This window comes from Arsenophonus endosymbiont of Aleurodicus floccissimus, assembly GCF_900343025.1.
Lineage (GTDB): Bacteria > Pseudomonadota > Gammaproteobacteria > Enterobacterales > Enterobacteriaceae > Arsenophonus.
The window spans coordinates 303,311-316,585 of the sequence record NZ_OUND01000003.1; the positions used below are offsets into that span (position 1 = coordinate 303,311).

Consider the following 13,275-nt stretch of genomic DNA (forward strand, 5'->3'; position numbering starts at 1 on the left):
GTATGTTCAATACTGGAAAGTTTTCTTTCAAATTCCTGCCATATTGAAATATATCGCCATAATGGAAAACTATGGCGATTGAAGAATGATGCGTAAATTTGCTTTGCCGGTAAAACCGGATTATTTCAATTCGCAGCTCTATATTATTTCAATTATTCTATCATGATTATCATATTTTAAAAGGAATTTTAAACATGAGTCAGATAGATAATTTATTGGAAAAACTTAAAAAATATTTTCATCGTCTTAGTGGTCCAAATTATGTTCGCCTAATGGATACTCCGCACGCCTGGGGAAGCCTATTCGATGAACAAATTATGCCCCATTCTTTTAAGCGCCCGCAAGAGTTTGCGGTAGCTATCATTGAGATAATCAAAAAAGCACGTTATCGCTGTGATATTTCTTCACTTAACAGCCCTGATGCTGATTGGCGTAAGATTATATTGCAGGCGATTGATAATGGGTTGTCAAAAAAAATAGGGCGAACCAGACCAACTCAATTTCGTTTTCCTTTTGGTCAGTCGCCAACGGTATTTTTAGATAGATTGTCGGCGGTAGAAACAGGTTCCTTTGATTACATTGCTTTTAAAGATGAGCTATTAAAACTTATTCAATCACGAGCACAAGATTGGGAACTAATGCCTGAAATTTGGATAGGTCGCTTTTTCCGTCTTGATGAAGGAATGGTCAATTCTTTTATAAAAAATCTTTTTCCAGATTTTCTGCCAATTAATTATACTAGAATGACCTGGAATCATACCAAGATCATTGCTGTTGATGGGGTTGAATCTCTGGTAGGGGGGCATAATGTGAATATGGATTTATTCAGGAATTATCCTCCGGTGCATGATGTATCCGTTATTGTTCATGGTGCGGCAGCGCTTGATGCTCAGTGTTATTTAAATGAAATGTGGTTATGCAATAGTGATCTACTAAAGAAAGAATATTTTGATGTAAAAAGTATGTCATGGCAGATTAGCAGTGAATTACAAGGAAAACCGGAAGATCCACTATAAGATCCAGCAGTAATGATGTCGGTAACCGGGCAAATATCTGCTTCAGCTGCATGAAGATATTGATAATCAATGTAGAGCAAAGGGAGACGACTATAGTAAAATTGAAGAATATAAGCGAGCTGATAGGATATTATCTGTTGGCAAATACTGGACTGTGGGCCTAATATAAATACCGATTATCATCACGGCTCAGAAATCATGAAAGAACGTTTGATTAAAAATGCCCGCTATATGATTAGGATCTTGCAGCGAGATTTAATTAGTGCATGGAAAAAAGATGGGTTGATCATACTGTTTCCGGTGGCTTATTGAAGCATTACTTGCTAATAAATCATTACAACTCCATGTTGTTGTGTCTCCTTTGGATGCCGCCGCTGGGGCAGCGGGTGATCAATACTCTTTTGGCTCCGGTGCTGAACGAACCTTTGAATTGTTAAAATATTACATCACTCATGATCTTCATACCTATGAATTATTGAGTGATGAAAATGGCGATCGTGCTGATGCATTGAAGCGAGTATTGATAGCGCCTTTTTTTTTCACTGATAGACTATCAGAACAACAAAATACGGAGGGAAAAACTTATCAAGGGCCGAATCTCGATTTGGCGGTATATACCGCCATGCTTAAGCAGTAACCTCTGGCAAAAAAACCGCCATCACGAGGTATAATTGGCAGTTCTCTTATGTCAACGATTGAAGGCAGTGGGTTTATTTATCGTAAGGTGCCGGCTGCTCCGGCAAATCATGCCAAGTTAATGATTATTGACGATGAACTATATGTTGTCGGCTCTGGCAATCTTTATCCAGGTCATCTTTCTGAGTTTAATTATGTGGTAGAAGGTAAAAAGGCGGTGGAAGAATTAATTGCAGAATATTGGCAGCAGGTATGGAAATACTCAAGTCCCCATGTTTTTCCCAAGTTAAATCAAGATTTGTATTGTTCATCTGGCAATGCCAATCAGACAAAAAATATTTTGTAATTAATTAGCTGGCAATGGAATTTTACTTGTCATTTTTTCAACTCATTAGTCATAATAGTAAAAACAGCAAGATAATGATTGCCTTATCATTATTTTGTTCTTATGTTGTATGGATTAATTTAGAATAATATGCAGGTAAAAACGGGATAGATCTTGGGTAATTAATTGTTTGTCTTCTCGAATGCCAATTCCTGCCGGTTGATCATTTACCAGCCAACTACTGATTAATGTATAGTTATTTTCAAATTGTGGTAGCGGATAAAATTGTTGAATAATCATACCCTTCTTCGCCATATGGACCGTCTACTGAGGCAATTTCACGTTCATTATCGATGATACGAATATTTGCTCCTTCTCGTAAAAAATAGGTTTGATCACATAGCTTGTCCAGTTTTGGCGAATTAGCTTCTGCAAAATAGGCAGGTAACAAATTGGGGTGATTAGGAAACATTTCCCATAGCATAGGTAGTAGTAATGCCTTGTTAGAAATAATGCTTTTCCAAGCAGGTTCTAACCACCTTACGCCGGCATCTGCTAACTTAGTAGAAAAAATCTCTCAAACATAAATTCCCAAGGATATAATTTAAACAGATTGCTAATAACCTGGTTATTAGGATCGGTAAATTGTTCTTTTTCACCTAAACCGATTTGATCAATATAGAGAAATTCGGTGGAAATATTGGCTTCGTGAGCACAGTCTTGTAGGTATTGTGTGGTGCCGGGATCTTCGTCACTACCTTGGCAGCAGCTAAAATGTAACCAGTTAAAACCAAATGATTCACGCAAAAGCACAAAGCGTTCAATAAGTTGTTCTTGTATGCTATTAAATTGATCAGCATTTGCTGGCAAATTGCCATCATTGATTTGATCTTCTAACCAAATTCACTGAAAAAATGCGGTTTCATATAAAGATGTTGGTGTATCCTGCATTATTTTCTAATAATTTTGCTGTTCTTTTACCGTCATAAGCTAAATCCAATCGAGAATAAAGTGAAGGTTGGTTAGTTTTCCATGAGTGATTAACAAATTCCCAACAATGTTTAGGGATCTGAAATTTTATCAATAATTCCTCGTTACTAACTACTTTTTCAACCACTTGCAGGTACATTTGATGTAATTCAGCGGTGGTTGCTTCAAGATCTTCGATTTGTTGCATAGTAAATTGGTAATAGGCATTTTCACACCAGTAAGGTTCACCGTATAAAGTGTGAAAATGAAAACCAAATTCAGCTGCCTTTTCTTTCCAATCAGGGCGTTCAGTGATTGGCATCCTTATCATCGCTATCAACCTCCCATAGAACGCTGAGAAGGTGTTGCGGCACTTTGACGCTGCATGCGAGTCTGTTGTTTAGCGACTGATTCACCGAAACCGCCCCGAGTGATGGTGGTGGTCGTTGCCGGTTTAGGAGCAAGAGCTGATGGAGGTACGGCCATAGTTCTACCTCCCGCTACAGCCGGCTCATAGTTTTTTACCGCTAGTATCAACAAATTTTCCATTAGCGGGACTTGAAGGATTGCTTGAGCTAAAGAGAGGTTGCGCTGCAGGGGCTGGCGCAGCTGTGCCACCACCCATTAGACGTCCCATCATGTAACTTACCATTAATAGCATCCAGAAACTACCACTTTGTTTACTAGCTTGATTTTCTGTCGCTAAACCAGCTTGAGCTTGAGATACAGTTTGGGTTGTAGTTGTAGTTTGAGTGGAAGCCTGAGTACATTTTTCTTCCCCAAATTCGGCCACACAATCTTCACGTGTCGCATATTTAGGTGCAGTTTTAGCCGGCTTCCTACAATGCATTTTTATAAGCCAGCGAACATTGTTCACTTTGAGCCAGGTTTTTTTGGGCACAATCCTCTGCGTTAGTATATAAAGAGACGGTTTCGTCGCTTTGCTCACAAGCGGACAACATAAATACCGTACTAATAGCTAAGGCAACAGGTGCTAAGCGGTAGACGCGCCAGCTTTTACGAAAAGCACCTTGATTAATATTTTTCGTGCGCTTTATTTTCATCATCATTTACCTATCCTAAAGGTCGAAATAAAAATCGTGAAACTAGAATAGGGTAATTACGCTGGAAATTAAAGCATAAAGCGGGTAGAAAGATGGCTATCAACCTGATTATTTATTTTAAGTGGTAAAAATACGACTTTTCTAATTAAATTTCGTTACAATAAAAAATACCCACAATATATGGGTATTAATAGTGGGTTATTTATTTAGTGTATTTGCGGAACACTCGGAACACTCATCGGATTGATAATAGCATCCGGTGAGGTGGATGATGTTTTTCCTAAGCTACTATTTAAACGGAGCAGATCGCCTTCATTTAAAGTCCCACGGGCATACTGAATTTTCAGATCATTAATCAGATAATCATAACGTGCATTGGCTAAATTCTGTTTTGCCTGAAAAAGTGCTGTTGTTGCGTTCAATACATCGACGATAGTCCGAGTGCCGACCTGATAGCCTGCTTCCATCGCGTCTAGCGAGCTTTGAGCTGAAACAACCAATTGTTGGTAGGCTTTGATGCTACTAATAGAAGAAATCACATTATTATAGGAAGAGCGTACTATCTGAATAACATTGCGATAAGTACTTTCAAGCTGTTCACTGGCACTAATATAACCATACTGTGCTTGCTCAACGCATGAGTTAGTTCGTCCACCAGTATATAACGGTACACTCAACGTCAGCCCGACGCTATTTTGGCCAGTATAGCTAGGACCATTTCTATTACATATTTGTTGATTACCACTACCATGATACTGGGTGTTACTAACACCGGTTGACGCTTCTAATCCAAGGGTAGGTAAATGTCCTGATTGTTCATAGCGAATATTTTCTCGCACCAGATCTTGTGATAAACGGGCGCTGAGTAAACTCAAGTTACGCGTTTCAGCATCTCTTAATAGCTTCTCTACCCGTGCGGGTGTCTGGGTACTGAAATGAGCAATATTTAAAGCCGCTAATTGACTGTAATAGATGCCGCTAACTTGACGTAACTTTTCCAGCGAATTTTCTAATTGATTACGGCTCGATACTTCTTGAGCTAATACGCTGTCATAATTAGCACGAGCGTTTTGTACATCGGTAATCGCAACTAATCCTACATTGAAACGTTGGGTTGTTTGATCTAACTGGCGATATACGGCTTTTTTCTGTGCTTCAATATAGTCTAATAAGTCAATAGCACGTAATACGTCAAAATAAGCTATGGCGGTATCAAGAATTAATTTTTGTTGGTTAGTTTGATAAGTGACATCTGCAATCCCGGCGGTTTTTTCCTGCATGTCTAACTGTTGCCATTTTGAGATATCAAAGATGGTTTGGGTGAGTTTAAGATTGGCACCAAGTTGATTGTTTTCCGTGTCATGATTATCACGATAACCGCTGTTATAGGTGAAATTTGCGCCTAAACCTAATTGTGGTAGCAAAGGACTACGAGATTCATTAATTTTTTCAAATGCTTGATTACGTTCTGCTAGTGATTTACGTAAATCCGGATTACTTTCTTTTGCTTTCTGATAGACTTGCAATAAATTTTCAGCTTGCCCAGTGGCACTTAGTCCAACTAGGCTAATGGTGATAAAAAGAGAGATAAATTTTTTCATTCTGATTCCTTGATTATACAATTTTTTGCTTTAGTTATCTCAGAAAACATGAACACCGCTAATTTTAGCAGAATATGTCATTATTCCATGGTAGCTGTTTGTGCCATCTATCATGTTAAATCTGGCCAATGCTACATTATTTATAAGCTAATTTCCTTAAAAAACGTTATACAAGTCTCACTTTTTATCAGTTAATGCATATAAATTCAGAGAGTTTCTATGAGCGATAAAAAAAATTTACCCTTCAAGTTTAGCCAAAATGATGTGGAAATTACCGCTAAATTCGATCTTTATAATGGTTTTTTTCGTTTTGTTGAATACCGTTTTCGACATAAGTTGTTTAATGGTGGTTGGAGCAAGGAAATTCGGCGAGAAGTTTTGGAACGGGGTAATGCCGGCGTTATTTTACCCTATGATCCCTGTCTTGATAAGGTAGTGTTAGTTGAACAAGTAAGGATCCCGGCGATGGATACGAGTGAAACACCGTGGTTGTTAGAAGTTATTGCTGGCATGTTAGAACAAAATGAAAATTTAGAACAGCTAGTTCGTCGTGAAGCAAAAGAAGAAGCGGGTATTACCATTCAGCGTTGTTACTATGCTCTAAGTTATCTTACCAGCCCGGGTGGTACAACTGAGCGTATTTATGTTCATATCGGTGAAATTGATGCATCTGCTATCAAACCCGGAAGTGTACATGGATTAAGCAGTGAAAATGAAGATATTCGTGTCCATGTTGTTAGTCGTGAACAAGCTTATCAATGGATGGAGTTAGGGGTAATTGATAATGCGGCTACCGTAATCGCAATACAATGGTTACAATTAAATCATCTTAGGTTGAAAAATAACTGGTTGAAGAACTTAAAATAACGGTTTGTCATAACATGAAAAAGAAGTGTGTATCAGCCTACAGATATTAATAAAGTATTAATGTTAAAATAACGTATAAAGTAGGTAGAAACTAAGGAAATTGCTTGGATAGTCTGTTTAAATTAACAACAAAGCAAAAAAGCCTGGTGAGGATCTTGCAAATTACCGATACTCACCTTTTTGCTAATGTTGATGATACTTTACTTGGCGTCAATACTTTTGGTAGTTTTCATGCAGTAATTGATGCAATTTTAGCGCGCAATGAAAATGTTGACTTGGTTGTTGCTACCGGTGATTTGGTTCAAGATCAATCAGCATCAGCTTATCAGCATTTTGCTGAAGGGATCAAACGGTTATCCGTTCCTTGTGTTTGGTTGCCGGGCAATCACGATTATCAACCGGCAATGGTTGCTACTTTAGCAAAAGCAGGAATTTTACCCTCTAAGCAGGTGCTAATTAATGATAATTGGCAAATCCTTATGTTGGACAGCCAACTTCAAGGTGCTGTACATGGAAAATTATCTAAGCAACAGCTGTTATGGATGAAATGCTGTTTTGATGCATATACGGAACGTAGTCATTTACTAATGTTACATCATCATCCTTTGCCATCGGGTTGTACCTGGCTTGATCAATATAGCTTGCGTAATTCTCATATTTTAGCTGACTATTTAAATCAATATCAACAAATTAAAGCGATTTTATGTGGACATATTCATCAAGAAATAGATGAATATTGGCAAGGGGTTCGCATGATGGCAACACCATCAACCTGTATACAATTTAAACCTCATTGTACTAATTTTACATTAGATACAATGGCACCGGGGTGGCGTTATCTTGATCTTTCTATCAATGATAACGGTGAAAATGTGTTGGATACACAAGTTTTCAGATTGGATAGTGATAAATTTCGCCCAGATTTCGATTCAGGTGGTTATTAATGTCAACATTAATTTATATACATGGTTTTAATAGTTCCCCTTTATCGCAGAAGGCAAATAGCTTAAAAACTTGGCTAGAGCGACAACATCCAGCAGTTAATATGTTGATACCCCAGCTTCCTTGTTATCCAGCAGAAACGATTGAGTTGTTACAGAATCTCGTAGCAGCCCATGCGGGAGAGCAGATTGGGTTGCTAGGTTCTTCATTGGGCGGTTATTTTGCTATTTGGTTATCGCAGAAATTTAATTTACCCGCTGTGGTTGTCAATCCAGCGGTACGTCCTTTTTGATTTGTTTGAGCAGTATTTAGGTGAGCAAGTCAATCCTTATACAAAGGAACGCTACATTTTACAATACCACCATTTAAATGAACTACAAGCAATACAAATTGATGCATCATTAACCGCGCCTGATTTGATTTGGTTACTGCAACAAACAGGTGATGAAATATTGGACTATCGGCAAGCTGTTACCTATCTTATGGAGTGTAAGCAAATAATAGCGCCAGGAGGTAACCATGCTTTTGTTGGATTTGATTACTATTTTCCACAAATTATGCGTTTTTTAGCTTTGGCAAAGACAAAATAAGTAAAAAATTATCCAAAATAGCTAAATGACTGTTATTATCATCAGTATCTCAGCATTTATTTGCCTAATTAATCGTCAATTACCGCAGAAAATAATATGACTCAATCTAGTTATAATGCAGAGGCAATCGAGGTCCTCAGTGGTTTAGAACCTGTACGTCGTCGCCCAGGCATGTACACCGATACTTCTCGACCAAATCACCTGGCACAGGAAGTAATTGATAATAGCGTGGATGAGGCCCTTGCCGGTTATGCTAAACGTATCGATGTAATCTTGTATGAAGATCAGTCACTGGAAGTGATTGATGATGGCCGAGGTATGCCGGTTGATATTCATCCAGAAAAGAAGGTACCGGCTGTAGAGCTGATTTTGGGGCAGTTACATACCGGGGGAAAATTTTCTAATAAAAATTATCAATTTTCTGGCGGGCTACATGGTGTTGGTATTTCAGTGGTCAATGCATTGTCAAAACGTATTGAAGTAACTGTTAGTCGTGATAGCCAAATATACCGAATTGCTTTTGAAAATGGTGAAAAAGTTCAGGAACTTGAGGTAATTGGTAGTTGTGCTAAACGCACGACTGGTACCGGTGTCCGTTTTTGGCCTGATAGCCATTTTTTTGACAACCCACGCTTTTCCATTTCGCGTTTAGTGCACGTATTAAAAGCCAAGGCTGTGCTATGCCCTGGTGTTGAAATCGTCTTTAAGAATAAAATAAATAATACTAAGCAGACATGGCGTTATAACGATGGTTTGACCGATTACCTAATGGAAGCAGTGAACGGTTTAGTTACTTTACCTGAGAAAGCGTTTGTTGGTAGTTTTGCCAGCCAAATAGAAATGGTCGATTGGGCCCTGCTTTGGTTACCAGAAGGTGGAGAACTATTAACCGAAAGTTATGTTAACCTTATTCCAACCGCACAGGGGGGTACCCATGTTAATGGGTTACGCCAGGGCTTACTGGATGCGATGAGGGAGTTTTGTGAATACCGTAATTTACTTCCGCGTGGTGTGAAATTGACAGGTGATGATATTTGGGAACGCTGTGCTTATGTCTTATCAGTCAAAATGCAAGATCCACAATTTGCCGACCAAACCAAAGAACGTCTTTCTTCTCGCCAGAGTGCTGCGTTTGTTTCCGGGGTAGTAAAAGATGCTTTTAGTTTGTGGTTAAACCAAAATGTTCAAGAAGCTGAGCAATTAGCGGAACTCACCATTTCAAGTGCACAAAGGCGTCTGCGAGCAGCGAAAAAAGTTGTGCGCAAAAAACTGACCAGCGGGCCTGCGTTACCCGGCAAGTTAGCCGATTGTACTTCTCAAGATCTTAATTTTACTGAGCTATTTTTAGTTGAAGGAGATTCAGCTGGCGGCTCGGCTAAGCAGGCTCGTGATCGTGAATATCAGGCGATTATGCCGCTAAGAGGGAAAATATTGAATACTTGGGAAGTCTCTTCCGATGAGGTTTTAGCTTCACAGGAAGTCCATGATATTTCAGTAGCTATTGGTATTGATCCAGATAGTAATGATCTTAGCCAACTCCGTTATGGTAAGATTTGTGTGCTTGCCGATGCAGATTCAGATGGATTGCATATTGCAACCTTACTCTGCGCCCTTTTTGTTCGCCACTTTCCCGCTTTAGTAAAAGCAGGCCATATTTATATCGCTATGCCACCCTTATACCGTATTGATCTAGGTAAAGAAGTCTATTATGCACTCGATGAAGGTGAAAAAGCGGCGGTCCTCGACAAACTAAGTTATAAGCGCGGCAAACCGAATGTCCAGCGCTTTAAAGGGTTAGGCGAAATGAATCCGACTCAATTACGCGAAACCACACTTGATCCCAATACACGACGTTTAGTGCAGCTCATTATTAATGATGAGAATTATCAAGAAACACTAGCGATGATGGATATGTTATTGGCGAAAAAACGGGCAGAAGATCGTCGAAATTGGTTACAAGATAAAGGCGATGAGATAGAAATTGAAGTGTAATCGACACTGTTAACCAGAGATTAAGGAATCAAATGAATGAGTGAGATAACTCACGATGGTGTAGAGCAGCAACCACTTTATACCTTTACCGAAAATGCCTATCTCAATTATTCCATGTACGTCATCATGGACAGAGCATTGCCATTTCTTGGTGATGGGTTAAAACATGTTCAGCGCCGAATTGTTTATGCCATGTCTGAACTTGGTTTGAGTAATGCCGCTAAGTATAAAAAATCAGCTCGTACAGTCGGTGATGTATTAGGAAAATATCATCCGCATGGTGATAGCGCTTGTTATGAAGCCATGGTATTGATGGCACAACCATTTTCCTATCGTTATCCATTAGTTGATGGTCAGGGAAACTGGGGAGCCCCTGATGATCCTAAATCGTTTGCTGCTATGCGTTACACTGAGTCAAGATTGTCAAAATATGCTGAAACGCTACTCAGTGAATTAGGATTGGGAACGGTATCCTGGACACCTAATTTTGATGGAACATTAACCGAACCCAAAACACTAGCGGCAAGATTACCCAATATTCTGCTAAATGGCACGACAGGAATTGCCGTTGGTATGGCGACCGATATACCGCCACATAATGCTCGTGAGGTAGCAAGCGCGTTAGTTGCTTTACTGGAAAATCCAAAAGCTGATCTTAAAATGTTGATGGGTTTTATTCCCGCGCCTGATTATCCAACAGAAGCAGAAATTATTTCATCAAAAGAAGATATTCAAAAAATTTACCAAACAGGCCGTGGTTCTATTCGGTTAAGTGCTGTATGGGAAATGGATGATGGCAATGCCGTTATTACTGCATTACCTCATCAAGTTTCAGGTGCTAAGGTGTTGGAGCAGATAGCTTTACAAATGCGTGCCAAAAAATTACCGATGGTAGAAGATCTACGTGATGAATCAGATCATGAAAATCCAACACGTTTAGTGATTTTACCTAAAAGTAATCGGATTGATTTAGAACAAGTGATGACACATTTATTTGCCACGACCGATCTAGAAAGAAGTTATCGGGTCAATTTGAATATGATTGGCCTGGATAATCGTCCTGCAGTTAAAGGACTGGTAGAAATTTTAAATGAATGGTTATTATTTAGACGAGAAACCGTACGTAATCGCTTAAATCATCGTTTAGAAAAAGTATTAAAACGCTTACATATCCTTGACGGCTTATTAATAGCTTATCTTAATATAGATGAGGTTATCCATATTATCCGTAATGAAGATGAGCCTAAAGCAGTACTAGTGTCCCGTTTTGCGCTTTCAGAAACTCAGGCTGAATCTATTCTGGAATTGAAATTGCGTCATTTGGCTAAACTAGAGGAATTTAAATTACGTGGTGAGCAAGATGAATTAGCTAAAGAGCGTGATCAACTGCAAGCTATTTTAGGCTCTGAGCGTCGTTTAAACACCTTGATCAAAAAAGAAATTGAAACCGATGCCCAAACTTATGGTGATAATCGTCGCTCACCACTTAAGGAGCGTATTGAAGCAAAAGCCATGAATGAACATGATATTTTGCCTTCTGAGCCGGTTACTATTGTTCTTTCTGTTATGGGATGGGTGAGAAGCGCAAAAGGCCATGATATTGATCCGACTAATCTTAACTATAAAGCCGGAGATGGTTTCCGTAGCGCAGCAAGGGGCAAAACGAATCAACCGGTTGTTTTCCTTGATAGTACTGGACGTAGTTATTCCCTTGATCCACTTGATCTTCCTTCTGCCCGCGGACAAGGAAAGCCACTTACTGGTAAATTGGCATTACCACCTGGCGCAACGATTGAACATGTATTGACTGCTCCCGAAGAACAAAAATATTTGTTAGCATCGGATGCAGGTTATGGTTTTATTTGTACTTTTAGCGATTTAGTGGCAAAAAATAAAGCAGGTAAGGCATTAATTACCTTACCTAATAATGCAAAGGTACTGGCGCCATTAGAAGTCAATAATGAACAGCAAGATTTATTATTGGCAATTACTAACGCAGGGAGAATGTTAATATTTCCTGTTAGTGATCTCCCGCAGCTCTCTAAAGGTAAAGGTAATAAAATTATTAATATTGCAGCGGCTCAATCAGCCAGTAGAGAGGATTTGCTAGTTTGGTTAATGTTTTTGCAGCCTCAGTCTTCAATTACCCTCTATTTTGGCAAACGAAAACTGAAATTAAATCCAGAAGATTTGCAAAAATATCGTGCTGAACGAGGTCGTAAAGGTTCTTCATTACCTCGTGGATTACAGAGTATTGAGCGTATAGAAGTAACTCCTCCTAGTAATGGATAATTTTTGATTTTTTTATAGATGTGTGAAGTTACTTATTAGTTGAGGTAAATATGTTAGCTATTGTTCGTATTATTATTGTGATCCTATTTACGATATTGGTTTGCGTGTTAGGTTGTTTTTATTGCTTATTTAGTCCAAGAAATCCACACCATGTTATGCGCTTTGGCCGACTGTTTGGCAAATTATCTTATGTTTTTGGTATTACCATTATTAATCGGGTGCCTTCTGAAGCGAAAGATTACGGTCCCAGTATTTATATCGGTAATCATCAAAATAACTATGATATGGTAACTATGTCAAATGCAGTACAGCCAAATACCGTTACTATTGGAAAAAAAAGCTTAGTATTTATCCCTTTTTTCGGTCAACTATATTGGTTGGCCGGTAATACTCTCATTGATAGGGCTAATCGAACTAAAGCGCACAATACAATTTCACAGGTTGTTAAGCAGATTAAAAAAAGGAAAATTTCTGTTTGGATGTTTCCTGAGGGAACCCGTAGTCGTGGTCGAGGTTTACTGCCATTTAAAACAGGTGCATTTTATGCAGCAATTGCAGCTGGGGTTCCGATAATACCAGTCTGTTTATCTGAAACAGAAAGGCGCATTAAACTGAATCGTTGGAATAATGGAGTAGTGATTGTCGAAATGCTACCTCCTGTTGATACAAAAAAGTATAATCGGGAAAACGTGCGTGAATTAGCAGAATATTGCTATGATTTATTCAAAGCTAAGATTACAGAATTAAATAAAGAAGCGGCAGAAATAGAACAAAAAATGAAATAAAGTTTAAGTTCATTTTTCAAGCAAATTAGATTCTAAATCGTCATATTTAATAATATATTAATATTTGGCGTTGTATCAATCTATCGTTTAAATGGAATATAGTTATCAAACAATTGTGATAATACAATTACTAGCAGATAGTAAGAGAAGGATCTTTCCTGGATGAACAATAAATGGCGCTAGCTTATTAATGATT

At 38.6% G+C, this 13,275-nt stretch carries 9 protein-coding genes and 3 pseudogenes; 9 read left to right on the top strand and 3 right to left on the bottom strand.

Features of this window, described 5'->3' with window-relative positions; translation table 11 throughout:
* Window positions 1–194 precede the first annotated feature (194 nt).
* From ARADI_RS18535 to ARADI_RS18545, 3 genes are all read left to right on the top strand, one after another.
* Window positions 195–1,016, top strand: a complete 822-nt coding sequence (locus ARADI_RS18535) for a phospholipase D-like domain-containing protein (RefSeq protein ID WP_238149424.1) — start codon at window positions 195–197, stop codon at window positions 1,014–1,016.
* A gap of 361 nt (window positions 1,017–1,377) precedes the next feature.
* A complete protein-coding gene (locus tag ARADI_RS18540) occupies window positions 1,378–1,653 on the top strand; it encodes a phospholipase D-like domain-containing protein (RefSeq protein WP_238149425.1) in 276 nt (91 codons plus the stop codon).
* Between the two features lie 48 nt (window positions 1,654–1,701).
* The gene (locus tag ARADI_RS18545) at window positions 1,702–1,998 is read left to right on the top strand and encodes a phospholipase D-like domain-containing protein (RefSeq protein WP_238149426.1); all 297 of its coding nucleotides are present in this window, start codon (window positions 1,702–1,704) and stop codon (window positions 1,996–1,998) included.
* 114 nt (window positions 1,999–2,112) lie between these two features.
* Here ARADI_RS18545 and ARADI_RS11780 read toward each other — a convergent pair.
* From ARADI_RS11780 to tolC, 3 genes and pseudogenes are all read right to left on the bottom strand, one after another.
* Window positions 2,113–3,277 (bottom strand): annotated as a pseudogene (locus tag ARADI_RS11780) (glutathionylspermidine synthase family protein).
* Window positions 3,278–3,282: 5 nt separating this feature from the next.
* Window positions 3,283–4,004 (bottom strand): annotated as a pseudogene (locus ARADI_RS11785) (DUF1190 family protein).
* Window positions 4,005–4,216: 212 nt separating this feature from the next.
* Window positions 4,217–5,611, bottom strand: a complete 1,395-nt coding sequence (gene tolC / locus ARADI_RS11790; RefSeq protein ID WP_119712165.1) for an outer membrane channel protein TolC — start codon at window positions 5,609–5,611, stop codon at window positions 4,217–4,219.
* Between the two features lie 219 nt (window positions 5,612–5,830).
* Between tolC and nudF the strand changes: the two genes are divergently transcribed.
* From nudF to ARADI_RS11820, 6 genes and pseudogenes are all read left to right on the top strand, one after another.
* Entirely contained in the window at window positions 5,831–6,478 is a 648-nt protein-coding gene (gene nudF, locus ARADI_RS11795) for an ADP-ribose diphosphatase (RefSeq protein WP_119712166.1), read from the top strand.
* 104 nt (window positions 6,479–6,582) lie between these two features.
* Window positions 6,583–7,422 carry a 3',5'-cyclic-AMP phosphodiesterase gene (gene cpdA / locus ARADI_RS11800; protein WP_119712167.1) on the top strand — a complete coding sequence of 280 codons (840 nt, stop codon included), beginning with the start codon at window positions 6,583–6,585 and terminating at the stop codon, window positions 7,420–7,422.
* Window positions 7,422–8,010, top strand: a pseudogene (gene yqiA / locus ARADI_RS11805) (esterase YqiA). Before cpdA ends, yqiA begins: the two are co-directional and overlap by 1 nt.
* A 96-nt stretch (window positions 8,011–8,106) precedes the next feature.
* Entirely contained in the window at window positions 8,107–10,002 is a 1,896-nt protein-coding gene (parE, locus tag ARADI_RS11810) for a DNA topoisomerase IV subunit B (RefSeq protein WP_119712168.1), read from the top strand.
* A gap of 36 nt (window positions 10,003–10,038) precedes the next feature.
* A complete protein-coding gene (gene parC / locus ARADI_RS11815) occupies window positions 10,039–12,294 on the top strand; it encodes a DNA topoisomerase IV subunit A (protein WP_119712169.1) in 2,256 nt (751 codons plus the stop codon).
* Window positions 12,295–12,344: 50 nt separating this feature from the next.
* Window positions 12,345–13,079: a 1-acylglycerol-3-phosphate O-acyltransferase gene (locus tag ARADI_RS11820; protein WP_119712170.1), complete on the top strand. Its 735-nt coding sequence runs from the start codon at window positions 12,345–12,347 to the stop codon at window positions 13,077–13,079.
* The last annotated feature ends 196 nt before the right edge of the window (window positions 13,080–13,275 follow it).

Excerpts from the sequence above, each read along its gene's own strand:
- parE (WP_119712168.1), top strand. The coding sequence starts at position 8,107 with ATGACTCAATCTAGTTATAATGCAGAGGCAATCGAGGTCCTCAGTGGT.
- parC (WP_119712169.1), top strand. The coding sequence starts at position 10,039 with ATGAGTGAGATAACTCACGATGGTGTAGAGCAGCAACCACTTTATACC.
- ARADI_RS18535 (WP_238149424.1), top strand. The coding sequence starts at position 195 with ATGAGTCAGATAGATAATTTATTGGAAAAACTTAAAAAATATTTTCAT.
- nudF (WP_119712166.1), top strand. The coding sequence starts at position 5,831 with ATGAGCGATAAAAAAAATTTACCCTTCAAGTTTAGCCAAAATGATGTG.
- tolC (WP_119712165.1), bottom strand. The coding sequence starts at position 5,611 with ATGAAAAAATTTATCTCTCTTTTTATCACCATTAGCCTAGTTGGACTA.
- ARADI_RS18545 (WP_238149426.1), top strand. The coding sequence starts at position 1,702 with ATGTCAACGATTGAAGGCAGTGGGTTTATTTATCGTAAGGTGCCGGCT.
- ARADI_RS11820 (WP_119712170.1), top strand. The coding sequence starts at position 12,345 with ATGTTAGCTATTGTTCGTATTATTATTGTGATCCTATTTACGATATTG.